This window comes from Nostoc sp., assembly GCF_036917395.1.
Lineage (GTDB): Bacteria > Cyanobacteriota > Cyanobacteriia > Cyanobacteriales > Nostocaceae > Nostoc.
The window spans coordinates 164,220-191,035 of record NZ_JBALDI010000078.1; the positions used below are offsets into that span (position 1 = coordinate 164,220).

The 26,816-nt window shown below is 42.6% G+C and carries 20 protein-coding genes and 2 pseudogenes; 9 read left to right on the forward strand and 13 right to left on the reverse strand.

The window, feature by feature from the left end; translation table 11 throughout:
• Positions 1 to 180 precede the first annotated feature (180 nt).
• The 3 genes from V7K46_RS27225 to trpS form a co-directional block, all read right to left on the reverse strand.
• Positions 181 to 1,002, reverse strand: coding sequence for an Rpn family recombination-promoting nuclease/putative transposase (locus tag V7K46_RS27225; protein ID WP_335118754.1), 822 nt, complete (start codon positions 1,000 to 1,002; stop codon positions 181 to 183).
• 127 nt (positions 1,003 to 1,129) lie between these two features.
• Positions 1,130 to 2,050 (reverse strand): methylenetetrahydrofolate reductase, encoded by a 921-nt coding sequence (locus tag V7K46_RS27230; RefSeq protein WP_335118818.1) that lies wholly within the window; start codon positions 2,048 to 2,050, stop codon positions 1,130 to 1,132.
• A 57-nt stretch (positions 2,051 to 2,107) separates the two neighbouring features.
• Entirely contained in the window at positions 2,108 to 3,118 is a 1,011-nt protein-coding gene (gene trpS, locus V7K46_RS27235; protein WP_335118756.1) for a tryptophan--tRNA ligase, read from the reverse strand.
• A 330-nt stretch (positions 3,119 to 3,448) separates the two neighbouring features.
• Here trpS and V7K46_RS32190 point away from each other — a divergent pair, with 330 nt between their 5' ends.
• Both V7K46_RS32190 and V7K46_RS27240 read left to right on the forward strand, forming a co-directional pair.
• Positions 3,449 to 3,694, forward strand: coding sequence for a hypothetical protein (locus tag V7K46_RS32190; protein ID WP_442939878.1), 246 nt, complete (start codon positions 3,449 to 3,451; stop codon positions 3,692 to 3,694).
• Positions 3,695 to 4,533: 839 nt separating this feature from the next.
• Positions 4,534 to 5,439, forward strand: coding sequence for an acyl-CoA desaturase (locus V7K46_RS27240; RefSeq protein WP_335118758.1), 906 nt, complete (start codon positions 4,534 to 4,536; stop codon positions 5,437 to 5,439).
• 331 nt (positions 5,440 to 5,770) lie between these two features.
• Here the strand turns inward: V7K46_RS27240 and V7K46_RS27245 are convergent, their stop codons facing one another.
• The 3 genes from V7K46_RS27245 to V7K46_RS27255 all read right to left on the reverse strand — a co-directional run bounded on the left by V7K46_RS27245 (position 5,771) and on the right by V7K46_RS27255 (position 8,171).
• Positions 5,771 to 5,932 (reverse strand): hypothetical protein, encoded by a 162-nt coding sequence (locus V7K46_RS27245; RefSeq protein ID WP_335118760.1) that lies wholly within the window; start codon positions 5,930 to 5,932, stop codon positions 5,771 to 5,773.
• Positions 5,933 to 6,799, reverse strand: a complete 867-nt coding sequence (locus V7K46_RS27250; protein ID WP_335118762.1) for a calcium-binding protein — start codon at positions 6,797 to 6,799, stop codon at positions 5,933 to 5,935. It lies immediately after the preceding gene.
• Between the two features lie 112 nt (positions 6,800 to 6,911).
• Positions 6,912 to 8,171 (reverse strand): glycosyltransferase family 4 protein, encoded by a 1,260-nt coding sequence (locus V7K46_RS27255; RefSeq protein WP_335118764.1) that lies wholly within the window; start codon positions 8,169 to 8,171, stop codon positions 6,912 to 6,914.
• Positions 8,172 to 8,322: 151 nt separating this feature from the next.
• On the opposite strand from V7K46_RS27255, the gene V7K46_RS27260 reads away from it, so the two are divergent.
• On the forward strand, positions 8,323 to 9,057 hold the full coding sequence (locus V7K46_RS27260; protein ID WP_335118820.1) for a DUF429 domain-containing protein: 735 nt from the start codon (positions 8,323 to 8,325) through the stop codon (positions 9,055 to 9,057).
• A 28-nt stretch (positions 9,058 to 9,085) separates the two neighbouring features.
• On the opposite strand, the pseudogene V7K46_RS27265 reads toward V7K46_RS27260, so the two are convergent.
• The 3 genes and pseudogenes from V7K46_RS27265 to V7K46_RS27275 form a co-directional block, all read right to left on the reverse strand.
• Positions 9,086 to 11,674 (reverse strand): annotated as a pseudogene (locus V7K46_RS27265) (beta strand repeat-containing protein); the annotation flags it as partial.
• A 924-nt stretch (positions 11,675 to 12,598) separates the two neighbouring features.
• Positions 12,599 to 15,163: an alpha-glucan family phosphorylase gene (gene glgP, locus V7K46_RS27270; RefSeq protein ID WP_335118769.1), complete on the reverse strand. Its 2,565-nt coding sequence runs from the start codon at positions 15,161 to 15,163 to the stop codon at positions 12,599 to 12,601.
• An 823-nt stretch (positions 15,164 to 15,986) separates the two neighbouring features.
• On the reverse strand, positions 15,987 to 16,310 hold the full coding sequence (locus V7K46_RS27275; RefSeq protein ID WP_335118771.1) for a hypothetical protein: 324 nt from the start codon (positions 16,308 to 16,310) through the stop codon (positions 15,987 to 15,989).
• A 559-nt stretch (positions 16,311 to 16,869) separates the two neighbouring features.
• On the opposite strand from V7K46_RS27275, the gene V7K46_RS27280 reads away from it, so the two are divergent.
• The 5 genes from V7K46_RS27280 (at position 16,870) to V7K46_RS27300 (ending at position 22,692) form a co-directional block, all read left to right on the forward strand.
• Entirely contained in the window at positions 16,870 to 17,034 is a 165-nt protein-coding gene (locus tag V7K46_RS27280) for a hypothetical protein (protein ID WP_179063512.1), read from the forward strand.
• 712 nt (positions 17,035 to 17,746) lie between these two features.
• Entirely contained in the window at positions 17,747 to 17,902 is a 156-nt protein-coding gene (locus V7K46_RS27285; protein WP_335118773.1) for a hypothetical protein, read from the forward strand.
• A 430-nt stretch (positions 17,903 to 18,332) separates the two neighbouring features.
• Entirely contained in the window at positions 18,333 to 19,034 is a 702-nt protein-coding gene (locus tag V7K46_RS27290) for an acyltransferase (protein ID WP_335118775.1), read from the forward strand.
• 384 nt (positions 19,035 to 19,418) lie between these two features.
• Positions 19,419 to 19,535 carry a photosystem II reaction center protein I gene (locus V7K46_RS27295; RefSeq protein ID WP_335118822.1) on the forward strand — a complete coding sequence of 39 codons (117 nt, stop codon included), beginning with the start codon at positions 19,419 to 19,421 and terminating at the stop codon, positions 19,533 to 19,535.
• A 196-nt stretch (positions 19,536 to 19,731) separates the two neighbouring features.
• Positions 19,732 to 22,692 (forward strand): DUF3769 domain-containing protein, encoded by a 2,961-nt coding sequence (locus V7K46_RS27300; protein WP_335118777.1) that lies wholly within the window; start codon positions 19,732 to 19,734, stop codon positions 22,690 to 22,692.
• A 302-nt stretch (positions 22,693 to 22,994) separates the two neighbouring features.
• Here the strand turns inward: V7K46_RS27300 and V7K46_RS27305 are convergent, their stop codons facing one another.
• From V7K46_RS27305 to murJ, 3 genes are all read right to left on the reverse strand, one after another.
• Positions 22,995 to 23,279 (reverse strand): hypothetical protein, encoded by a 285-nt coding sequence (locus V7K46_RS27305; protein WP_335118779.1) that lies wholly within the window; start codon positions 23,277 to 23,279, stop codon positions 22,995 to 22,997.
• Positions 23,280 to 23,499: 220 nt separating this feature from the next.
• Entirely contained in the window at positions 23,500 to 24,012 is a 513-nt protein-coding gene (locus V7K46_RS27310) for a hypothetical protein (protein ID WP_335118781.1), read from the reverse strand.
• A 153-nt stretch (positions 24,013 to 24,165) separates the two neighbouring features.
• The gene (murJ, locus tag V7K46_RS27315; protein ID WP_335118783.1) at positions 24,166 to 25,770 is read right to left on the reverse strand and encodes a murein biosynthesis integral membrane protein MurJ; all 1,605 of its coding nucleotides are present in this window, start codon (positions 25,768 to 25,770) and stop codon (positions 24,166 to 24,168) included.
• Positions 25,771 to 25,947: 177 nt separating this feature from the next.
• Between murJ and V7K46_RS27320 the strand changes: the two are divergent.
• Positions 25,948 to 26,202 (forward strand): annotated as a pseudogene (locus V7K46_RS27320) (sensor histidine kinase); the annotation flags it as partial.
• 106 nt (positions 26,203 to 26,308) lie between these two features.
• Here V7K46_RS27320 and V7K46_RS27325 read toward each other — a convergent pair.
• Positions 26,309 to 26,815 (reverse strand): pentapeptide repeat-containing protein, encoded by a 507-nt coding sequence (locus V7K46_RS27325; RefSeq protein ID WP_335118787.1) that lies wholly within the window; start codon positions 26,813 to 26,815, stop codon positions 26,309 to 26,311.
• Position 26,816 lies beyond the last annotated feature (1 nt).

Here is a 26,816-nt window from a genome sequence, read left to right on the forward strand (position 1 = left end):
CGAATAGCCCGTCGTAGACATCGCTTCTCATTTAGTGAAATTAAACATCAAAGAGGCGATCGCACTTCAGGTAAAAAACTTTATTGATATCTTGCACGCTTTGCTTAAGCAATATATAGCAAAGTGTTTCCAAAGATAAAGCGCAATACTCAAGCGCGCCCACTATCAGCCAAACTGATTCTAGGCTGCTTGTTGTACTTGTGCCACTGTCAAATCGAGAGCCACTGCCACTTGTTCCACACTTAACCCCAATGCCAACAACCGAGGAATAGCTTCTAATTTAGCTTGTTGCCGACCTTCCTGCCGACCTTCCTGCCGACCTTCTTGCCGACCTTCCTCCAAGCCATCTTGCTTGATTGATTGATACATCCTTGTCTTTTTGAATTCGTCGTCTATACCCAACATTTCTGCTAACTCCTCTCGGCTTAACCGGGTAAATTTGTACAACAGGATAGTCTCTATTAATTCTACAATTTGCTTTCTGGTTGCTTCATCTGTCAGTTCTTGTCTTGCTTGTAAAATCAATTCCCTACCTTTGTCAACGGCTATCTCTTCTCTTTCAATAATTAATTTAACGATCGCAACTTGAAGTGAGTTCTCCCCCGTATCTAATTCATTTAGATAAATGCGTTGCACTTGTGAACTGTTTAGCAGCAACTCATACGGTAACCGATCGGTGGGATCTAAACTTCGTTGCGGATAAATAACAACAGCACGCCAAAAATGTACTGATTCGTTTTGACGCAAGTAAAGAAAGATTTCGGCAAAAAAGCGTCTATAAAAAGTTGAGTCTAATTGAAACTGGACTTCCACAAAGTACAGTGGTTGATTTGTGGTTTGATTTGTGGGGATGAATACCCCATCAATCCTAAAAGCAGTTTCTTTTAGTTCGACTGAAACAAATTCATAGGCGTTGACATTGACAGTCGGCTCGCCAATTATTGTAAAAAATATGCTAGGAAAAGCTTGAAATAAACTATAAAATATTTTTTCAGTTTGCACCTGGATTTAGTCAAGCGAAAATTGGATATTGAAAGTTTATCAAAAATAGTGTATTCATGTCTGATTAAGTGTAAAAAAAAGCAGATGGTTGTTTCCATCTGCTTTAATAAAAAATCCATCATTTCGTTTACTTGGATACCAACTGATTAACTGGCGCAACCCCAGCTAAATCCAAAATTGGCGCGATCGCATCTTCACGCTTCACCGCCATCACATGGACACCCTGACACAATTGCCGCGCTATTTGCACTTGCTCGGCTGCAATTTTTATCCCTTCCTCAAAAGGGTCTTTGGCTTTTGCCAATCTATCAATAATATGCTGGGGAATATTTACACCCGGAACACACTTATTAATAAACTGGGCGTTTTTTGCCGATTTCAACAGAAAAATTCCTGCCAAAATCGGTTTTTTATAGTCAGCGGCAATTGTGTCCATAAATTTTTCTAGCAGGTCAAAATCGGTAATCAACTGACTTTGAAAAAACTGCGCTCCTGCTTCAATTTTGCGTTCAAATCGACTTTGCAAACCCGACCAGCTTTTACATTGTGGATCTACCGCTGCACCAACAAATAAATCTAGCGCTCCATCAGTCAAGGGTTTCTCGTTGCAATCAACACCTTGATTCATCTTCCGAATTAGTTGCAGCAGTCGCACAGCTTCCAAATCAAATACTGATTTGGCGTCTGCATGATCGCCTGCTTTTACTGGGTCACCAGTCAAAGCTAAAATGTTATGGATGCCCAAAGCATGAGCGCCCATTAAATCAGCTTGTAAACCAATGCGATTGCGATCGCGGCAAGCAACTTGACAAATCGGCTCTATGCCGTTTTGTGACAAAATCACCGACGCCATTAACGAAGACATGCGTAACATTGCACGGCTACCATCAGTAACATTGACAGCATGAACCCTTCCCTTAAGGGTCGCCGCCATTTGAATCATGTGGGCTGGATCTCCTCCTTTCGGCGGTGCTACCTCGGCGGTAACTAGAAATTCACCTGCTTGTACAGCTCTCTTGAAGGCTGTGGGGCTATGGGTGTGATGCATAAAATTAAGAACTTCCATTTATTAAATGGTATAGCAAATCACACCTGAAGGGAAAACCTATAAAGGAAGAGAGTAGCCTAAAGCAGCCTTTACTTGTGATAAAGTTTGATTTGCGATCGCTCTAGCTTTTTCCCCTCCATCCCGCAACACAGATTCCAAATAGCCTTTGTCCGCCGTTATTGACTGATATTTTTCTTGGATTGGTTTCAGGGACTCAATTATCGTGTCCGTCAACAATGGCTTAAATTGTCCCCAGCCCATATCCTGACACTCAACTGCTACATCTTCCTTTCTCTTACCAGAAAGCAATGTATAGAGCGTTAACAAGTTATTACACTCTGGACGCGCTGGATCATCAAAAGTCAGCCCACGAATCGGATCAGTTTTACAACGCTTAATCTTGTATTGAATCTGCTCTGGCGGATCTAGCAAACTGATTCGGCTTAACTCCGAAGGATCAGACTTTGACATTTTGCGTGTACCGTCTGCTAAACTCATCACCCTTGCCCCTTCCTTACGAATCAAAGGGTCTGGTAACTTCAGAACTGGTTGATCTGGTTTACCAAATTGGTGATTTAACCGAGCTGCAATATCCCGTGTCAATTCCAAATGTTGCTTTTGGTCTTCACCCACTGGCACTTTATCGGCTTGGTAAAGCAAAATATCAGCCGCCATCAGCACAGGGTAATCCAATAAGCCTGCACTGACATTTTCTCCTTGCTTGAGTGCCTTTTCTTTGAACTGGATCATATCTTGCAGCCAGTTTAGAGGTGTAATGCAGTTGAGCAACCAAGTGAGTTCACTGTGGGCGGAAACATGAGATTGTACAAAGATGGTGGAGTGATTTAAATCAAGACCACAAGCTAGATAGAGCGCAGCGAGAGTGTAGGTATCAACGGCCAACTGTGTTGGGTCGTGTGGCACTGTAATCGCGTGCAAATCAGCCACAAAGAGGTAGTTTTCGTATTCGCTCTGACCTTCTACCCAGTTGCGAATGGCTCCCAAGTAGTTGCCTAGATGGTAATTGCCCGTTGGTTGAACTCCAGAAAGAACACGTTGCTTGCCCATAAATTTCAACTTAGTTATCTCAAATCCGCGTTATGTAAAGTGGCAATGTCTGGCGACAAGTCGCAACTCTTCTCTACGAGAGGCTGCGCCAAGGAGACGCTACGCGTAGCAAGATCCCCGTAGGAGTATGCGCCTACGCAAAACTCATTTAATTTTGACATTTTCCAGGTCAACTCGCCGTTGTGGATTAGAGATTTTAACTCAACTCGGATTGGTATAGAAACTCTTCATGAAATAAAACGACAACTTTGTGTAGTAACAATAGATTATAGGGTGGGCATTGTAATGCCTTACTGTAGTCTGCTGTAAATAAAAAGTCGCTACAATCGCATTGTAAATCGATGCAATCACATTGTAAATGGATGCAATCACATTGTAAATGGATGCAATCACATTGTAAGTCGATGCAATCACATTGTAAGTCGATACAATCACATTGTAAGTCGATACAATCACATTGTAAGTCGATACAATCACATTGTAAGTCGATACAATCGCATTGTAAATCGATACAATCGCATTGTAAGTCGATACATTAACAATGCAGAAGGTTGCGTTTATATAGCACGGCAATAGAAATACTCAGGACTTACGCAAGAACTCTCTGAAACTATTATTCCTTTGTGTCCTTTGCGACGGCAGTCGCTCATGGGGGAAACCCCCAAGACCGCGCTGCCTCCCCTTTGCGGTTCGTTTTATCATGATTTTGCGTAACTCCTGATACTAAACCGTAAGACCCTGTAAATAACAATACTTTTTCTCTTGATCTGAGCGCTTTATGTATCTTTAATTTATAGAGATAGACAAAATTTAAGTTTTTGTCAAAGGAAGGAGGACTAACCTGAGAATTGTAAGTTAATTTTTCCACTCCGGGAAGTCTGTTGATGAAAGCTTTACAACTTTAGCCGAAAATGGAATGGCACTTAGAAAAGGTGAAACCTTAGCCGGGACTGTCTATAATACAACACGGCGTAAATAGAGCAACCATTTAAAAACCCTAAAAAGCCCAAATAGTGTAAGCTTAAAGGATTGTAAGTGTAACCAATGGCTAGACGAAAATTGACTTCATAAGACTGAGCATTGAACTAATTAAGATCCTACTTTTGATTGCAGTTGTCATGGCAATGCTTGCTTGGAGGGTGCAACTACCATACACGGTAGGACTGATAGCAACAAGGGTCGTAATTGCTTTCTCAGAAATTGCTTAGTGCCATTCGCTTACAAAGGAACTCATTTTCAATACTTTTTTGCCATCGCTTGTGTTTGAAGCTGCTTTTCATATTCCAAGCGAATTATGCCAAGATATCCCTGTGGTATTAACGCTGGCAACGGTGGGCGTTCTGCTGTCCATGAGCTAAACTGCGGCGAAGATATGGTGCATTTCTATTTTGAAGCTTAAGGACATTAAAAGACTAATGAAGCAGTACTCTCAACTGACAATTATTTCTTACATATTAGGGCCTACTTTAATCGTGGTGAGTCATTTAGGATCACTACTGATTATTGTTACTGGCTTATCGTGGGGTGCTGCCTTGTGGGCCGTGTTGTTATATGTAATACGAATGCTTGCAACTACTGGCATTTACCATAGGCTACTCACCCACAAGAGCTACCAGGCTCCAACCTCAGTTCTATGCGTTGGAAGCATCGTGGCTGCTTCAGCTGGGCAGATGGGGCCAAGTTGGTGGAAAGCTCACCACGTGGAGCATCATCAATGCTCAGACCAGGAAAAAGATCCTCATTCCCCCTATATGCCTTTCAAGGGAATCAAAGGATTCTGGTGGTCTCAAGCTGGATGGCTATTCTCCCCAGAGTTTTTTCCCTCGAAGCTTCCTACCGATGTTGAGAGTAATGTGATTTTGAAGATTGTTGACCGTTTGCACTTTATTCCCACCGTTGCTCTTGGTGCGCTCTCGTACTACATCGGTGGAGTTGAATATCTCGGCGCTTTTTTCCTCAGCACGACTGTCCTCTTCCACGGTGTTGCTACCGTCAACTCACTCAGCCACATACTGGGTGAGCAACCATTCATAACCAACGACCACAGTAAGAACCATTGGCTCGTCGCGTTTCTGACCCTGGGTGAAGGCTGGCATAATCTTCATCATGCATTCCAGTGGTCAGCCCGGCATGGCATAACCGTGCGAGAGGGTCAGGTTGCCTATCTTCCAGACCCAACATTTTGGTTCATCAAAATCCTTGAGTTTCTGAAGCTAGCGTCAAAGATTAGAGTACCTTCTGAAACAGAACTTCTCACTCGCGCCAGAAACCGCAACTATCAGAACTCAGTTTTCAAGGTGGAAGCAAAGACATCTATTTGATATTCTGGTTGACAGATTGCTCAGGATAAAAGTCTGTTCCTTGCCTTCTCAGTCAAGAATCCAAATATTTAACAGAATGAAGATGTTTTTGTCAAGAAGGCATCTTCAGCCAGTTAAATAAGGACAGGCAGGATGTCCATCCCCTAGCAGGTGAAACACTAGCTTTGTGCGGTTAAGCATGAACCATTAAAATTGCAGCAGGGTACTAGCAGTCATAGTCACACTTTTAAACAAGCATTATAACCATGCAACATGACTATAATAATTAATTAGATTTTTTTAGTTTTTTAACACCAAAATGTAAGAATTTGTAACATACATTTAGGAATGTTTATCTCCAATGCACCTGACGGCACTTTAACTTGATAAAAGGTAAGCATACCAAGGGCAAACGTCCTATAACTTGTTCGCTCAACTCGTTTCCGTTTCTAGTGGCAGTTGGTTGCGATCGCCTTCCAGAAACCGGATTTATTGTATGATTACCTTGTAGCATTCACCTTTCTGCTAAACCCACCCGTCCTCCAATTAGCCCCAGAAATCCAGTTCCAAAGTGCTGAATCTCCAAAAAACTTGCTTGCTCTGGTGAGGTTTTGTAAACCTGAAATGTCTTCATAATTCCCAACGTGGCAGCACTTTCTAGAGGCCCAACAAAGCTAATATCGCGGTCGAGAAAATAAGTTTGATTAGCCCAATGAGTTATCTGATTTGCATTCAAAAAATAGCAGCCTGAATGAGGATTAAGGGCACGACAAAAGGTAATTGGTGCATTCATAATTGTACCTTTTAGTTCCTGCTGCTCTTGCACATTTTGAAAAGGAGCAGTTACTCGCAAAGCTAAATCCCCATCAATGTAAGCTTTGTTAACCAAACCGTGGGGAGAGACTTCATAACGATGTGGCTGGAGCAAATTTAAATCACCCGCTTGTTGCGTAAACCAGTTTAATTTTATAAAAAACCAAGGGTCATAAATAATTAGGTCATCTTCAAGGAAGCAGTAGTAATCATACTGACCGAGACAACTTTGTAAAACAGCTTGGCATTCAAACCCCAAAAGCAGAGGTTCTATATTAGTAGAATGATGCTTATATAAATGGGATGGTAAGGGAAGCTGATTCAGAAGATGATTATCTTTGGTTGTACAAATAACAATATCTAGTTCGTGCGACTGGGGTTGGTTAGCAGGGAAAGCTAGTCGTTGAGCAATGTTGATGATACTTTGAGATTTGCCAAATAATTGGTGTAAGGCGGTAAGGCTTTTAGTTAACGCCTGCAAGCGGGGTTGTGAGTCTTTGCGTTGGGAAGCATGACGACCCTCACCGCTAGGTTTGAAAAAATGAGCAATGGTAAAAATAATTCGCATTGAGGCTATTAATTTATTCTTTGTAAATATCTTAGTTTCATTAATTTTTCCCAATCAAAAAACTTCAGTGTACCTTAATTAAACTTCGGAAAACTCAACCCAAACTAATCATCTAATTTCTGCCAAATCCTTTAGAAGATGGGCGATTTTTCAAGCTATTAGAACTTTTACTAGCAAACATCCATTGCAAATGCTGTGGTAACAGTTTCGCTAAATCATAACGCTTCAAAATTGTCTCTCGCGCATTCGCACGAATTGCATTCATCTCCTGAGGATGATTCAGCGCCTCTTCAACCCGATTAGCAATATTCTGCGGAGAAAAGAAATCTACCAGCAGTCCATTTACCCCATCCTGTACGACTTCCAATACTGGCTGAGTCTTAGAAGCTACTAGTAAACATCCTGCTGCCATGACTTCTAACATTGACCAGGATAAAACAAAAGGACGGGTTAAATAAACATGAGCAGAAGAAGCTTGTAAAACCTGAAGGTACTCATTGTAAGGTAGCCTATCTGTAAAGTGGAGCCTCGATAAATCCAAAGATAATTTTTCTAGCATTAATTTTTTATAAGTCTGACCATCGGGGAGATTCTTCCCATAAGCCACCCTATCTTCTCCCACAACTACCACATGGCACTTAGGTCTTCGCTGCTGAATTAGTGCCACCGTTTCCATAAACTGCGGAAAACCTCTATAAGGTTCCATTCCCCGTCCCACATAAGTTACCAACTCTTCTACATGCGAAAGATCAAGATTGATTCTTGGTAAAACTAACTTTGCGCCTGGTTTGGGAACAAAAAAATTGGTATCAATACCATCATGAAGTACAGTGATTTTGCTATGATATTCTTTAGGAAACTGCTGTCGCTGCCAATTCGTCGGAGAAAGACCGCGATCGCAACTATATAAATCAGTCAAAATCGGCGCATTTTTTACGCGGATGCGGCATTCATCATCAGCATTCAGTGGTTCCTTGGGATCAAAATCTGCATCCGAACCGTGAGCGTGGTAAAACCACTCGAAATAACACAATAATTCGGCTTTGGGGAAAACATCTTTCATAAATAAAGTCGGTCCCCAACCAGAATGACCATAAACTATATCTGGAACGAAACCCTGAGCTTTTAAGTTTTCTGCCACGCGATACACAGCCTGAGCAGTGAGAACAGCATTTTCCAGGTTGCGAACGTAGTGGTGGGTTTGGGGAGCAGCTTCACGAGAAGGAGTGTAAATAGCTTTATAAACGCCAGGTATTTCTCCCTCACGACGATTTGTCCCAAAGACGACTTTGTAATTAGGATTTTTACCTAAAACTGTCGCCAAGTTGCGAAATTGAGAGGGAAAATTGGGATGTAAAAATAAAATTTTCATTGGAATAATCTTGATTAATTTATTGCGAGATAAAATAAATTAAGACAAGCTGCTTAAGATTATAAGATTATTTACCACGATTTTTAGCAAGTAAACTTAGGTAAATGGTTGCCCGAAAATGCGAAAATAATCACAAATTCGTGTTATGACCATGAAATTTCTTGGCATTGATTTAGGTTGGAAATCACAACCAAGTGGATTATGTTGCTTAGAATGGATAGATGGACAACTGCAACTACTTGATCTAGACCGCCAAGAAGCCATTGCAGACATCCTCACCTGGATTGATCAGAGAGTAAAACCAGATGAACCAGCCATCATCGCCGTAGATGCACCTACTCTCATACCCAACGATAGCGGGAGTCGCCTTCCCGACAAACTCAGCCATAAGTACTTTGGCAGATATCATGCAGGATGCTACCCAGCTAACAAAAACCTACCCTTTGCAGAACGCACCATCAACTTTGGTTTAGAATTAGAATCACGCGGTTTTGCACACGCGCCCACCATTGAAGCGCAAAAACTCAGCCGATATCAAATAGAAGTCTTTCCCCACCCAGCAATCGTTAACCTATTCAACTTAGAACGCATCCTCAAATACAAAAAAGGACGCCTCAATGAGCGCCGCCTAGAATTAATCAAACTCCAAAATTATCTTCTCGATATTCTCCCCTCTTTCTCTCCTCCTCTGCGCCCTCTGCGCCTCTGCGGTTCCTTCCTTCTTGAAATCCCCACCACAGGCGCAGCACTCAAAGCAACCGAAGATAAGCTAGATAGCTTAATTTGCGCTTATGTTGCTGCTTATTGGTGGTATTGGGGAGAACAACGTAATCTCGTATTAGGCGATCGCACCAGCGGCTACATTGTCATCCCTCAAAGAATTTGAACAAAGGCTTTGCATATGCAGCTTTACGCTAATCAGGATTAAAAACCACAAAATTGTTGTTGGTTAGTGACAATCCAGCAGATAGTTGTGCAAATTGTACCTGAATAAACCCAGATGCACTACCATCAAGGTCAAAGAACAATGCACCTGTAGCGCTGTTGTAAATAAATCGCTCTTCACTAGTAGTTGCAGATGTTCCGATTGTAAACTGACTTGCTGAAAGTGAACCTATTGACAAGCGACTTTCAAACCCATAAGCCGATAGCTGAATCAATTCATTAGTAGGGTTGAAGTCATAAATAGTATCAACACCTTTGGTGTAATTATAGAAATTAAAGGTATCAGTACCGTTCCCACCTGTCAGGGTGTCATTGCCACCAAAGTAGCCGCCAGAGAGCGTATCGTTGCCATTACTCCCCACAATGTTGTCACTGCTATGTGTACCTACGATATTTAATTGTTCGATATTCTTGTAGCTAACACTATTGATCCCTCTCGTAATTGACCCAGTGTTAGTAGTAGCATTGAAAGTCGAAGTTATTGCTTCGAAACTACTGCCATAATTTACGGACAACAAATCGTCACCCTTACCCCCATCGATCGTATCTTTGCCATCGCCCGCAGAGAGAGTATCGTTGCCATTACTCCCCAAAATGTTGTCATCGTAGGCTGTATCTACGATATCTAATCGTTCGATATTGTTGTAGCTAACCCGATTTGTGCCTGTTGTAATTGACCCAGTGTTAGTAGTAGCATTGAAATTCGTTGTGATTCCTCCGGTAGCATAGACACCATTAACGAACAACACATCGTCACCCTTACCCCCATCAATCGTATCATTGCCAGCATTGCCCCCAGAGAGGGTATCGTTCCCACTATTCCCCACAATATTGTCATCGTAGGCTGTACCTACGATATCTAATCGTTCGATATTTTGGTAGCTAACCAGATTCGTGCCTGCTGTAATTGATCCAATGTTAGTAGTAGCATTGAAATTTGTTGTGATTCCTCCGGTAGCATAATAGGCACCATTGGCGAACAACACATCGTCACCCTTACCCCCATCAATCGTATCATTGCCAATGTTGCCCCCAGAGAGGGTATCGTTGCCATTGCTCCCCACAATGTTGTCATCGTAGTCTGTACCTACGATATCTAATCGTTCGATATTTTTGTAGCTAACCAGATTCGTGCCTGCTGTAATTGATCCAATGTTAGTAGTAGCATTGAAATTTGTTGTAATTTCTTGTGTAGTATAGGTGTAATCGAAAGACAACAAATCATCACCTTTACCCCCATCGATCGTATCTTTGCCAGTAATGCCCAGAGCGTGCTGATCATTGCCACTAGTGCCCCCATAGAAGGTATCGTTGCCATCGCCCCCAAAGAGCAAATTATTGCCTCTTGAGTTGTTAACATTCAAGTAATCATCACCAATATCACCGTTAAGAGTGTTAGTACCTGTTGTATAACTAACATCCAAGGTATCGTTACCAGCACCACCGTTGAGAGTGTTATTACCTGCTGTATAATTAGCATCCAAGATATCGTCACCAGCACCACCGTAGAGGGTATTGTTGCCTGTGCCATAAAATCTACTAAAAAATCCATATTGGTCGTCGTGGAAGCCAGAAACGGAGAGATAATCGTTACCAGCGCCACCAGAAAGCAGATTATTACCTGTTGAATAGTCAACATTCAAGCTATCATTACCAGCATCACCGTTGAGAGTGTTATTCCCTGTTGAATAATTAGCATCCAAGGTATCGTCACCAGCACCACCGTAGAGGGTGTTTTTGCCAGAGGTAGGATTGCGAAATACAATTGAGCCTGCTCGGTACTCGCTGTAGTCACCAGAGGCAAAGACATAATCATTTCCATCGCCACCAGAGAGCAAGTTATTGCCCTGATTAGCAATGAGAGTGTCATTGCCCGCACCACCAATGAGAGTATTATTCCCGGCACCACCTCTGAGCATGTCATCGCCACTTTTGCCGTCAATTTTGTCATCACCCCCCTGACCATTGATCACATCATCTGAGTTATCAAAGCCGTTAACATTATTGGAGAGGTCGTTAAGGAACGTGACTGTATTCAAATTAAAGATAGTGCTTTGAGTGGAGTTGGCATTGAAAACATCAAAGCTATCCGTAATGCTAGTTTGCCCATCAAACAGGATATTACCCAAGTCTACAGTGGCTCCAGTAGATTTGCTCAAGTTTTCCAGGTTTTCCAGGGCAAAGTTTTGCAGGATGACTTTGAAAGTATTTATCACTCCTTCAAAGGTGATTTCCAGATTGTTGCCATTCTGGGTAAGCAGCAGATTTCGGGCAGTAAAGCCATCACCTTGGAATATCAGGGTATCAACTTCGGCAATGACTGCTGCTGTCGGGTTTGTTCCTTTACCTACACCACCGAAATCGGTGATGGTATTAAAACTCTCAGAGTAGGAGTTGCCGTCCATGCTAACAAATTTATCCTTGCCGCCTCCACCAGTCAAGGTATCATCGCCATTGGAATACATGATGATGTCGTTACCAGCTTTACCGTTAATCGTGTCCGTGTTCTGAGTGCCTACTAGGGTATCATTACCGTTGGTGCCATTGATATTTGCCATAACTTTTTACCTACCTAAATCGATTTTTTGAGTAACTTTCAGTTGTTAATTTGTAGTTAGTGCTGTTTTATGGCACAAATAGATCATCGAAATTTGACGTTTTCGGCATACTTTATCCGTCACCTTTGAGGATCATTCAGAAGACAGAAGGGAATCCACGTTTAAAAACGTGGTATTCATCTTGAACGCTTTATATATATCTCACGGCACTTTCCGCGACGCTCGTTGCGCTAAAGCGTCTCCCTTTGGGAGATGACTCGCTTCTAAGCGTACCCCTGCGGGGAAGCACGCATAGCGTCTTGTAAAGAAGCTATGCCGCAGGCTTTACGCAGGAGATTAAAAAATCTGACAATTGAATACGTAAAATTCACACTCGATATTTGGTTTTTTGCCAAATCTAAGTCCTAGTAGAAGAGAAAATAGTCAACTTTTGAGCGATGAAAATTTTTATACCTTTTTTATGAGCAATTATGCGTAGATATTTAACTTGAAAATAGAGAATATCTAAATAACCCAACACTGAGCATATACTACTGTATTTACTTAGATATTTTTGCTTCGAGACGCATCTTTACATATTCTTCACATTATTTGCTGATAAATCCACGTAAAAATACTTCGTTTGTATACTATTAATCTTTTGATAGTCAATGTTACCCTAAGCTATTACGGATTGGTATAAGGTTTGTAAACCAAGAAATCCGCGATCGCAGACATTAGTACTTCTGGCTTTGAAGCACGGATCAATCAAAGCTTAAGAAGCTAACTTTTGTGATTATCCCAGTCAAATCGCATTTCCTTATAATTCTTCGTAATTCTAGCAATAGTTATTTTTTGGGTGTGACTGCGTAGCATAATAAAAGGCGTTGCTAAACTTAAATCAGCAACGCCTAATCTTGAGTAGTCAATAACTACTCAGCACTATTACTCTGCCCAAGCAATCAACCTTGGTTCATAAGCATTAGCCAGGTATTGATTTTTCGGCAATACACGCAAAGACAAGCCTTGCAAACCAGAAGCGGTATAGGTGATATTACCCGTGTAAATACCCAATTGCTGTCCATCCTCACCTTCGTAATCCATTACCACTGACACAGCGTTGACAATCTCACCATTGGGATCGATCGCACCTTGGTATAGCTCCACCTGCACATCATTATTCGTCAAAGTTGCCAAGTCAACTTTGGCTTTGACTGTAACAGTTTGGTTAACCTCAATGTCCGAAACTGCCGATACGTCAATATCTTTGATTTTGATGTTGAACCAGTGTTCCCTCAGTTTTTCCTTCCAAGCAGCTAGTTCTTTAGCTGGGGCATAGTTATCAACAGTCAGGGTATGATAGCGATCGCTAGCTGGGAAATAAGCCCGTCCGGCATACTCTCCTACCATCCGCGCTGTATTAAAGAATGGACAATTCAACCGAATTGCATCCTTCATTTTCGCAACCCACGGACGGGGTAAACCATCACTATCCCGATGTTCATAAAATAACGGTACAACTTCCTTCTCTAACAACTCGTAGAGAGCATTTGCTTCTACTTCATCTTGGTAGTTGGGATCGTCGTAATTCTCTCCATGTCCAATTGCCCAGCCCGTGCGGACGTAATCAGCTTCATCCCACCAGCCATCTAGTACACTTAAATTCGGCAATCCATTCATTGCCGCTTTCATGCCACTGGTACCAGAAGCTTCCCGTGGACGACGCGGTGTGTTTAACCAGATATCGCAACCTGCAACCATCAACCGGGATATGTGAATGTCGTAATTCGGAACAAACACTACCTGCTTTTCTAAATGTTGTTCGCGGATAAAGTGATTGATTTCGCGGATCAGTTCTTTACCGGGAATATCCTTGGGATGCGCCTTACCAGCAATCACGAATTGCACTTTTCGGTCTTTGTTAGCCAGCAAAAGCCGCTTAATGCGATCCAAATCACGCATCCAAAGGGTAGCGCGTTTGTAGGTGGCAAACCGACGGGCAAAACCAATGGTGAAAGCGTAAGGATCTAAAACTTCTTGGGCTTGGGTAATTTCGGAGGCGGAAGCGCCGCGATCGCTCAAATGCTTAACCAAATGATCCCGCACATACAAAATCATATCTAAGCGGCAGCGTTCGTGATTGCGCCACAACTCCTCATCGGGTATGGCGTCCATCCGCTCCCACAATGGACTATCTGGTGGTGCTGATGACCAATTTGGCCCCAAGTAGCGATCGTACAATTCTTGAGTCGATTTCGCCACACAACTCCGGGCATGGACACCGTTAGTAATTGCTGCGATCGGCACTTCTTCTACAGGCACATTCTGCCACAAGCCCTGGAACATTTGCCGCGACACTACACCATGCAGTTGTGCTACACCGTTAGAAAATGTGGCCATCTTCAGCGCTAGCACCGCCATACTGAAAGGCCCAGATAAATCGCCTGTATTCTCGCGCCCCAGTCCTAAAAATTGCTCTTTGGGCAACCCAAATATCTCTGCATAGTACCCCAGGTAGTACAACATTTTATCGGGAGCAAACAAGTCAATTCCCGCCGGTACTGGTGTATGCGTAGTAAAGATGTTACTGGAAGCCACCACCTGTCTAGCTTGGGCATAATTGAGTCCCTCTTCCTGAATCAGCAAGCGGATGCGCTCTAGGGCAGAGAAGGCGGCGTGACCTTCATTCATGTGGTAAGCGGTGACTTTCAGCCCCAAAGCTTTAAGCATTTGCACACCACCGATCCCCAGCATGATTTCCTGGTGGATACGCATATCGATGTCGCCACCGTACAGCTGATCTGTGATGTCGTGGTCGTAAACATTGTTGGGTTCAATGTTGGTGTCCATCAAATATAGGGGCACCGTTCCTACCTGTACGCGCCAAACTCTGGCATACACCTTGCGTCCTGGATAATCTACCGCAATCCGCAGTTCTGAACCATCGGGATTGCGCTCTAGATGCAAGGGCATATTGTAGAAATCATTGCTCAGATAGCGTTCCTGCTGCCAGCCATCGGCATTGAGGTACTGAGCAAAGTAGCCTTGCTGGTACAGTAAACCTACACCTACAAGCGGTAGACCCAAGTCACTGGCAGATTTGAGGTGATCTCCCGCTAGAACGCCCAAGCCCCCAGAATAGACGGGTAAACAATCTACAAGTCCAAATTCCGCCGAAAAATAGGCGTAGCATTCTTTTGGTTTCTGCTCTCGTTGTTTCTGATACCAGGTGCGCTCTTGCAAATAATCTTCTAACTGACGGTCAGCTCGATCCATTTGCGCTAGGAAGCCTTCATCTTCGACAACTTCCAGAAGCCGTGATTGAGAGATAGTACCTAACATTAACACCGGGTTGTGATGGCTAGACTCCCATAGGTCAGAGTCTAAGCGACGAAATAAATCTTTAGTTTCAACATTCCAATCCCAGTGCAAGTTCTGTGCCAGCCGCCGTAGTGGTTCGAGTCGCGGCGGTAGTGAAGGGGATACGTTAAATGTGCGAATTGGCTGCATAGGTTGGCAAAACTCCAAGTTTAGCTATGGTTATTGTTTACTCTCTTTACCAATGTTGCCAATTCTTTATACTGTATTTTGTGAAAAAGCGATGACTTTGTTAAGCATTGAGAATTATTCTTTACCTCGTTGCTAAAGTTTACACCAAGGTGTTTCTAATTCTATGCCTTACCCTCAGCCATGTACTTGGTATATTAAGATTTAATCATTTACTGGCACTGGATCACTTAAAAAAAATCTAGTTTTGAATAAATAATTTATATTTTTTTTAGTATTGCTTCTGGGGATCAATTCTAGGTCTTAGCTGAGGGTGAAAATTCCCCATACCTGTGTCCAGAAAAATTAAATTTTTAGTTATTTTAGGACTTACGCATCGTACATAAGTACTACAGGCTATTTAGGTATTTCAACCATGTTTAGCAGCCAGCGATGTCTACACGACGGGCTACGCCTACGCAAATATGGGAGTAAATTAGGGTTATACGAAGCGCCTGAAACGACGAAATCTCATAATTTACATTATGGTTAATTTGTACAGTGCGTAAGTCCTATATTTTTTAATAAAATGGCGCTGGCAAAGAAGCAGTGTCAGAAGGCAGGGGGCAGAAAGCAGCTATGTAAACCCCATAAATAATCGCACGAAAACCTTACCAAGCAATTAACCAGGAAAACCGATGCCTGCGGTGGTCACTGAGCTTGCCGTACCCCTACGGGGATCTTGCTACGCGCAGCGTCTCGTAGAGAAGTGCGGGCTACGCCGACGCTAACTACTTGGTATAATTTTTAATACTAAATCAGGAAAATAACTTCTTAGCGTGTTATTTTACGCGCCTAATGAAGGCTGATCTTTGGTATTTTTTGTCATTGACAAAGCCACAGCTGCTGCATAAGCAATCTCCGCTGCCATTTGATAAGCAAGTTTGATACTCGATGAAGCGTCTTTAGCTTTAGGAGAGAGGGAAACCTTTTTTCGGCGCGACTCTTGCTTAACATCACCCGCCACAATAGCCCGCTGTAAAATGATCCAGGCATCTAGGTCTTCTGAGTCATAATTACTTTGAAGTTGCGATCGCAGTTGATCTTCAGCTACAACACTCAGATAGCCGATAGTTAGAGCTTCTTCGACAATTTCTTTAATTAAAGCCATAATTTGAACCAAGTGTGTGAGTTAAAACCGATACCTCAATTTGAGCAATTGGATGTTGTTTTGTGGACTTCTCCTGAAAACTAAGTTATGTTTTAGCTTCCTCTCGATAAAATTAAATTTATAATGAGTAGTGCCAAGCACGCATCACCCGCTTGGATCACCCGAATGGGTGATTTACAAATGTTTTAGATATAAGTAATAGGCAAGAGGAATATTTTTAGCATTTTCAGGAAGAGGGTGTAATAAGTATAGTAGATATCATTCTGAGTTGAACGCTCAATCATAAAATAACTTGGACAAGCGACGATAGAAATATGGACAAAAATGCCAATTAACCGCTTACAGCATTTTTAAACTTCCCATCTTCAATGGATTTACTCTAAGTGTATAAAATTATTTTAGGTAGCGATCGCTCCAGTAAAAAAGTTAACTGATTTCCAATATTCTCATCAATAAGCAACCTGGAAATCAACTTATTTATTGAGAGTGTTCCACTAAAAATAAAATGTGTTATCGTTAAAAACAATTGTTATTAAAAACCATTCATGTAATTACAAACGTGAACTGGTTAGTCTGTAAATCATCTGTGTGCAACATGATTGGAGCAGCATACTCTAGAAATTCGTTGCAAGAAAGCCGTCATAGCAGTCGGGGAAGCGCTTACTTGTTTGCACCGATGGTTAATTTCAATGTGATGGCTGATGTGGGAGATAATCCACCTTAATTGGATTTTATTTGGGCAAAAATACCCAGAATAATCCAACAATAATTACATTGTCATGCTAGGCAAAAATTTTATCTAAACTTTGAATATAGTCTAGTTAAATGTATTTTTTGTTGCAAAATAGCTTGTGGAACTGAGTTGTTTTAAAAGACTAAAACCGCCTGAGAGAAAGTAGCTTCAAGGCAAACAACTCCATCCCTAGTTACGTAACAACCTTTTCAAATTTATTGGATAACCAAAACAGTAGCCTATCTAACCAGCAAATTTACCCGTCAGACAATTTAATAGTCTGATATTTGACTCTGCAATGCAGTGATATTGTTTGATTAATTGAACTGGTAAAAAAGAAGCAGAATTGTTACGTGCCTTGACTGTGCCAATTTTAGATTTTAGACTTTCCTGCGGAACGCTACGCGTAGCTTGCTTCCACGAAGTGGTACGGCTACGCTCAGTCGAACGATTTTAGATTAAAGAATTGAAGAATTAAAGCCTCGACTACTTCGACGCCGGCTCCATCAGCGACTTGTGTTAAGCGCAGTCGTTGGCGCAGCCTCTCGAAGAGAAGCAAGCCGAAATTCTCAGTACAAGTCCGCTCGGCTTTAACACTGAGCGACTTGCCTTGAGCGTACCCCTATGGGGAAGCAAGCTACGCGCAGCGTCTCCAAGAGTTGCCGAGGTAAAGGAGGCAAAGTGTTAAAAATTACTTCGGTTTATGCCTCATCCAAGCGTGGGCGGAACAAATCCAAAATCCAAAATTCGGCTTGCCCCACACCCAATCTTGCTGGGGTCAATCCCTTCAGGTGACGCTCGTTCCGACGCTCGTTCCGACGCTCGTTCCTCGCTAACGCTGCGCTATCGCTATCGCTAACGCTACGCTATCGCTAACGCTACGCTATCGCTAACGCTGCGCTAACAGCAGTCGCTCATGGGGGAAACCCCCATCGCCCTTGGCGTCTCCCAAGGGGAGACGACCACGCTGCTTCACCAAAATCCAAAATCCAAAATCTAAAATTGATAAACTAGGTACAAAAGCTTCTAGCGACCCAAATCAATTGTGTATATCAATTGAGTAATTCTATCGCACCTAAATTAAGGAATTGCTCACATAGTCAAAGCTAGACTTTAGTTTTCCAAATGTTGGAAAACCATTTAAAAATATGGGTAAATTTCGGTAATACTGCCAACTTACCTGATGTATTAAGAAATACAAATTTTATTGGTATTGGCAGAAGATTAGGGATACAGCCAAAACAACTTTCAATACTGTCAACAACAATTGATTGAAGAGATATGTAGCCATGCATAACGAGCAATATGTTTCAAAATTGCAGCGCGTGCAAGAACTTTTAGTAACTACTGTGTTAGGGGATATTCCTACACTCATTCTGGGTCCGAAGTTGCGTAATTTGGGATATCGTAGTATTTTTGCTCAAATAGGCAGCCCAGTTTATATTCAAAATGGTGTTGAATTTAACGGTACTTCTTGTATTGAGATAGGCAGTGGAGTATATATTTTTAAGGGTGTACGGATGGATGCTAGAGGACACAAAAATAATAGAATTCATCTAGGAAATAGAGTCGCTATTGAGCGTAACGTTGATATAGGGTCTTTAGAAAATACGTGTATACATATTGATGAAGACACCTTCATTGCTCCCAACGTATGTATTGAAGGGCCAGGAGACATTAAAATTGGCAAACATTGCATGATTGCTGCCCACTCAGGGATATATGCCAATAATCATAATTTTGCTGATCCGATGGAGCTGATTAAATACCAAGGTGTTACTCGCAAGGGAATTGTGATTGAGGATGACTGTTGGCTAGGGCATGGAGTAACGGTATTAGATGGAGTTACTATCGGTAAAGGCAGTGTTATTGGTGCCGGAGCTGTTGTCAATAAAGATATTCCTCCTTTTTCCATTGCTGTAGGCATACCTGCACGAGTAATCAAAAACCGAATTGGCAAAGACCTAGCAAAAGTTCAAACCGAAAAATAGGGCATTGGGGAGCCACTGCGCCCAAGAGGGTTCCCCGACTTAAAGCAAGTGGCGTTATGGGGCATTTGGAATATTAACTATCCCCTGTAAGCTATAACCTGTTACCTTTTTTGGGAAACCTTTGCCGTCAGTTAACGTCACAAGAGTAAACAGTCTCTGAGTTATTTTTTAAGGGCATCTAAAAGTCAGATAACTGACATCTTGCACCATTCTCAATAACTGTAAAGTAGGCACTGCTAGTCCCTAATCTCTAAGTCCCAGTCCCAAGTCCCCAGAGTCCTCTAAAAAAGGGACAAGATTTGGGTAATATAAAGGAGCTATCTTTTCTGCATGGCAGATCCTGAAAGAAAAGCTTTCTTTGTCTTACCCCTTGGAGATATTTCTATGCTGACTTTAAAAATCGCTGTTTATATTGTTGTTGCCTTCTTCGTAATTATCTTCGTCTTCGGATTTTTGTCGAACGACCCAGCTCGTAACCCCGGCCGTCGGGACTTAGAGTAAAAGGCGATAAATCATCCGCGACTTTGGAAGGCGGAAGATACTAAACGCCACGGAAACTTACTAAACTTTCGCTTAGTAAGTTTCCTCGTCCAAGTGGCTTACTGCAGGTAGCAGAAGGCGACAGTCGGAAGGCAATAATGTATATTTATCCTTCCGCCCGTCATTTGGCTGTTTGTTAGCCCGATTTTGCTCAAATATGCTTCATCCAGTTCTGCCACCCGATCCGCCTCCGATCCTCGAATCTTTACAACCTGTAAATCCCGCCCCGTCTGGTAGTTATACAAAGTTTCTTTCAGTTGTAAAGACTGGAATGCAGGAAAAGACAGACAAATCCAAGCAGCCCAAGGATTTGACTCAGTTGGCAATTGCGGGTAACACCAACAGTAATCCGCCATTGCCAACTGAGATCGACTCAACTCAGGATGACTTGGTAGTTGTCAAAACTCCCTCTGTATCCCATCCACTAGAAATTTCCCCGATCACCGCACCTGGAAGTGCTGCACTTTTGGGGCAGTCACTGGTTGTTGGTTATCCCACGCAGGAGGTTAAAACCTCTAATCGCCAAGATAAAGAAGACACAAAGACAAGTCTAAGTGCCAGACGCCGACGCTCGGAACTTCTCCTCAGGTTGTCGCACAAACAAAAGACGCAAACCGAAGCGACTGCGTTGCCAAGAAAAGTTGGAGCGGAGGCTTTTAACCTAGATGCAAAGCGGCTTGTGGTCAAACATCCCAACTTGGGATTCTCGACCTCGAATCAAGTGGCATTGGGAGACGCAAAACGTGAACCTTCTCAAAAACTCGGTGAGCGATGTCTGACGACAAGCCGCTCCGCGTCTACGCCAGATCCCAACTATAGTGGTGGAGAAAAACAAACATTTTTAAATGGTAGCTTTAGCTATAGAGTTTCCCCAAGTCCCCAAGTCGCTCAATCTTTGCGTCCTCTTGAAATTGCCCCAAGTCTCACAAACAGCAACAAGTTAGTCGAATCCAAGGCGGAAATTTTAGCTGAGAAGTTAACCCAGCAAAAACAGCAAAGTGATATTACTGCACCACAGTCTCTAGGAAGAGACAATATCTCTGTATCTGCTGCTGATCTTGCACCAAGTTCTCAATCAGTACAAAATTTTATAAAATTCAAGTCTCGCAGTTCGACAAACCAACTCTCAACGCCCCTCACTGTAGAATTCAATTCCCAAATTCAGCAACAAGCTCAAGTACCAATACCTACACCACAGGTAGATACTACTAATAAGCCGCAAGGTCAACCATCTGGTACAACTGCGCCAGCCAGCACGCCGCCAGCCAGACCGAGAATTGTGGAAGTCACTTCAGATCGGCAAGAGTATGACGAGCAACGGCGAATTATTACAGCTGTTGGGAATGTAGTTGTGCGATTTGATGGGGCGGTGGTGGATGCCGATCGCCTGCAAGTCAATTTAGACAACTTGATCGCTGCGGGGTTCGGCAACGTAACTTTAACACGGGGTGATCAGGTACTGCGTGGACAACGCTTTACCTATAACTTTGTTCAAGATAGTGGGGAACTGCTAAATGGTAGAGGAGAAATTTACGTACCCTCAGCACAAACAGATTTTGCTTTCTTACCCACGGATGTAAGTGCTGGTGGAGTCCCAAAACGTCCGCCCAGCGATCGCATTATAGCCAATCAGCCCGTTTCGGGTGTGAGCAGCCCTGGAGGAATTGATGTGACAATTGGTGGTCAGACAGGCGCTACCAACATCCCGCCACCAAAATCAGGGGGTGTAGTCAAGCGGCTCAGGTTTGAAGCTGAACACATTGACTTCTATCCGCAAGGCTGGCAAGCAAGGGATGTCCGCATCACCAATGATCCTTTTTCACCGCCAGAATTAGAGTTACGCGCAGATACAGTAACTCTGACGCGAGAATCACCCTTGGTAGACCGCATCAGGACACAGAAGCAGCGTTTGGTATTGGATCAAAGACTCTCCTTACCAATTCCGGTGAATGAGCGGACTATTGACCGCCGGGAACGAGACGTTACACCTGCAATAGTCTCCCCCGGCTTTGATGGAAAAGATCGGGGTGGTTTGTATATTGAGCGTGGTTTTCCAGTGATCGATACAGACCAGACTCGCTGGACGATCACGCCCCAGTTGCTAGTACAGAGAGCTGTGCAAGAAGGCACGGGTGACTTAGGCGCACTGTTTGCTGTGAAGACAAAGATAAATTCTGTTTTGAGTCCACGAACAGTAATTCAGGGGACTGGGGAGTTAACCAGTTTTGACTTAAACAAGGTGGAAGACAATTTGCGGGTGAATTTGGGATTGCGCCAAATAATAGGGACTTCCCTTCCCCATATCTTGAATCTGCAATACAACTACCGCAATCGTCTCTACAACGGTACTCTCGGCTTTCAAACCGTCCAGAGCAGTCTTGGCGGCATTATTACCTCTCCTGTGATTCCTTTAGGAAAAAGTGGTATCAACCTTACCTATCAGGCAAGCGCTCGATATATCAATGCCAACACCGATCGCCAAGACTTACTAGAACCAGTGCGGGAAAACGATCGCATCTCACTAGGTCGTTTACAAGCCAGCGCTTCTCTGAGTAAAGGGCTGTTGCTGTGGCAAGGAAAACCATTACCACCCACTGCCACTGAGGGATTACGATACACAGCTAACCCTGTAGTTCCTTACTTGCAAACGTTCGCTGTTCTTACGGGCACTACCAGTTATTACACCAATAGTGATAACCAAAGCACTCTAACTGCTACAATTGGCTTACAAGGGCAAATTGGTCATTTCTCTCGACCTTTTTTAGACTATACCGCCTTTAATATTAGTTATTCTCAAGGCTTAAATAACGGATTATCACCCTTTTTGTTCGATCGCTCCGTTGATAACAAAGTGTTGAGTGCTGGGATATCACAGCAAATCTACGGTCCTTTTCGCTTAGGCTTTCAAACGTCTGTTAACTTGGATACTGGTAGAGAAGCTAGCACCGACTACATTTTGGAATATAGCCGTCGCACCTATGGCATCACCTTACGTTATAATCCAGTGTTGGAGTTAGGTGGCTTCAGCATCCGAATTAGTGATTTTAACTGGGGTGGCGGTACTGATCCATTTTCTGAAATTAAGCCAGTAGTAGGTGGCGTGCAACAGGATTACTAGTCAATCGATTTTAGATTTTAAATAATGGAAAAATGGAATTTACCCCGACCACTTTATGGCTTGGGGCAATCAATTTTAGATTTGAGATTTTAGATTGGAAGAAAATACCTAGAGGTAGCCGTGTTTTTATTTGAACAATTATTCAATTTCAAATCCAAAATGAACAGGGCGGGGCATGAACCGAAATAATTTTTAATCTAAAATTGGCACGGTCAAACAGTTATCAGGTGCCCTACCCAACACTTGATTCTTTAACCGCAATGAATACTTTCTATTTACAGATTTTCTATCTTTTGCCCAGTCTAAGGACTTGGCACGACTCGACAGGCGATCGCACAATTGGTTAATCCACTACCAGGTATTCTCAGGTTGGCATAATCGCCGCTTAGTTGAACACGTGACGGTGGTTGGTGTAGAGTTGCACAGCATCTTTGAACTGCGGCTTGGTACTCTCGCCATTGCTTACGGATTGCTATACTGGCGGCATCGTCACCTAAGTCTGAAAATCTTAGCCCAGCCCGAATTAGCCAAGATTCTACATCAGTTGTTTCACCCAGTATTTCTGGAATGGGATTAATCTTTTTCATGAGTAATATCTTATACGTGTATTCACGATTACTCATTTCACTTTAAGAGAAAGGGTGAATACTAGCCAATATAATTTTTTTTCAAAATCATAAATAAAAATGATTAAAAAAAAGTTCATACCTGAGTATGAATACTCAGATATGACGAATGAATTACTATTACGCCTGGGAAACATCATTGCTTCAGTTTCCGAATAAGCCGTTTTCTAGTTTGTAATCACTAGAAGCGATAGCCTAATCCAGCTTGAAAGCTGACAGCATCAGCATCACTATTTCTGTAGGCGTCAATACCCCATTTAGTATCGCCATAGGCAATGACATTGTTTCTAATTTCTGATTCAATACCAAGGGTGACTACAGGTGCATTCTGATTGCCCAATGGGGTTTTTTGACCTTCGTCAGTTACAAAAGAATAACCACCACCGAAGTAAACGTTAGTATTTTTGGCGATGGGCGCATCGTAAGTCACTATAGGCATAATTGCGGCAGCATCACCACCATACAGCACAGAACCTCGCAGTGAAAGAGGTGTTTTGGGAACGGCGTACCGTCCTTGGATATTGCCACCAACTTGTGCCTCATCGTTTCCTTGTCCGCCACTGGTTGCACCAACAGCAACACCAGCACCGATGTAATTGCCGTTTGTACCCGCAGTTTGAGCAGAAGCAATTCCCCCTGAGAGGACAATGGAAGCAACAGCAAGGAAAGACGCAGCTAATTTTGTAAGTTTCATAGAATTCTTCTCACCAGAGTTAAGTAAAATCAATATTCTCTAGTACTAGAATCTCTTTTTTTACAAAATGTAACCTCGCACACCTGGTTCACCCAAATGGCTGAATTATTAATCACCCATTTGGGTGTACCAACTAAAATTTTCAAATAACAGTTATTTCTTCAAAAAGCGCTGACGTAGGCGAGATATAAAAATATTCACCTCTGGTATTTTTATCCATGAAGCGATCGCAGCAAACACCGCAATTCCCACGAAGCCAGATACACACAACTGCAACAGCAATATCAGTAAACCCGTTTTACCTAACAACTGCTGAGAACCAACCAAAGTCCCATAGCTTGCTACCCCAGCTACTACGCTACCAGCAGTCAAACCCAAAATCGGCAAACTCCACTCACGCCAAGGTAAACCATTAAGTTTGTGATCAAGCAACCATAACAGCATTAATATTGAGCTGCAATTTACACCCACTGTTGCCAACACCAAACCGGGAGCGCCAAAAGGTTTAACGAAAAACGAATCTAATAAGATGTTGAGCAAGATGTTAAAAACACTGATGCGAAAAGGTGTCTGTCCATCGCCTAAAGCATAGAATACCCGCACCAAAACATCACGTCCCAAATAGACAAACATCCCAATCCCATAAGCGACTAACAATGATGAAACTAGCTGTGTGGCTTCTGGCTTGAAAGCACCGCGTTCATATACCACCTGCACAATAGGTACAGATAACGACACCATCAGCGCCCCTAACGGTAGCATGGTGAAAGCAGTCAGTAGCAATCCTTGGCGAATGCGTAATTTTAACTCTGGCCAATTTTCTGGATCGGCTAGTTTGGCAAATATCGGTAATAGGGGCAGCAAAATGATATTAGAAATAATCCCTAAAGGAGTTTGTACTAATAGATTTGCATAGTTAAATCCTGCCGCAGCACCAGGGATAGGACTGGCAAAATAAAGGTCAGTAGCGACATTAATTGGCATCATTCCAGAGGAAATTGTTGCCGGAGTCATGATTTTAATTACTTCTTGAACGCCTGGAGATTTAAACTCAAACCGCAGGCGTAATGTGCCTAATCCTAACCGCCACTGGACAATTAGCTGCACTAACCATTGGAGAATGGCTCCTACCAAGGTTCCCCAAGCTAACACCATTCCACCGATTAAAGCGAACTCCGGCTTAATAATGTCCTTGCCCAGTTGCATAGCCAAGATACCAAGACCGCCAACAACGGTAATACTGGATAATAAAGGACTAATGGAGAGTAACCAATATTGATTGGCTGTATTGAGAGTACCGAAGCCAATACCAATTAAACCGGCAAATAAAGCCATCGGTGCCATAATCCGGATCTGTTGAATTGCGATCGCTCTGGTTGTCTCTTGCAAACCTTGACCGACGAAATCAATGATCGCATCCGCAAAGAAAATCTGAGCAACTGTCACCAACAACAGCAATCCACCCACCAGCGTTGTCACGGTTTCCACTAGGGGAGCCGCTTCTTCTCGCCGACGCTTGGCTAAAACGCTGACAATTGCACTGTGTAATGGGCCGTTTACGCCACCTAGTAATATTAATAGAAAGCCAGGGATAATATAAGCATAACTATAGGCAGTGGCAGCTGCACCAACACCAAAAGCGGCAGCGATCGCTTGCTGCCGCACTAAACCGAAGACTTTACTAATTAATGTGGCTGCGGCAACAATGCCAGCAATTCCAGCGAAAGAACGAGAGGGTTTTTGGTCTTGTTGTGTCACGAATAATACCCGACAACTCTTGCAGAGTGCATACCTTAAAACATTTAACCTGAAATCCCGCAGTTTGTCAGGTAAATTTTGACAAATTAGTGATTTTAAATGCCTACGCCAAGGGTGAAGGCAGAGCGATAAAGGTATTTGAAGTTTTCTAAAACGTGTCCAATAATACCCTTAACTATCTGGATTAGTACGCAAGCCGTTAATAACCAGATTGTAATTAGAATAGCTGATAATGGTCTTGGGATTCCAGAAGAGGTGCGCTCGCACATGTTTGACCGCTTCTTTACCACCAAAGCGCCAGGTAAAGGTATATGCTTAGGATTGTCTATCAGCTATCAAATAATAGTTGAAAAACATCATGGCCAGATTAAATTTTCTTCTAAACCAGGAGAAGGAACAGAGTTTTTGATTGAAATTTCCAGCAATAATTAGAGGTGACTGGTTTTTGACAATTCTCAGTCAATCTTAAGTAAAAGAGCGAGGATAAGTAGAGTTTTATTCTGTTTACCGATGTATTTATACTCACAACTGAAATTTTTTACTTACAATCCAAACTGTCTCGCGTTAACACACCCGTAATTGAATTTACGCCATCGGCTCTTTCACACAATAGCGACACTTGATAACGGTCAATCAAAGCGTCTGTAAAATCAGCGCCTGTAATTTCGGCATCGTAAAAGCGGCTACTCGTCAAAGTTGCTTCTGTAAAAATGGCATTTTTTAGGTTAGCACTATCCATAGTCACGCGATCGACTAAAGCACCGCTCAGGTTCGCGCCTTCCAAATTTGCTTTCAATAAAACTCCTTTAGTGAGAATTGCGTTGGTTAAATTCGCTCCTTGGAAATTCGCCCCTCGCATTTCTGCTGCTACAAAAGTCACACCTGCCAAATCAGCATTAGAAAAGTCACGATTTTCTAAATTTATATTGTTGTAGTTAATTGTGTTTAGTTGAGCAAAAGCAGGTTTGGGATTAAGTATTATCCACAAAAATGCTAGTATTAAAATTACAATCAAACCAAAAAAGCGTAGTAAAATCTTTTTCATA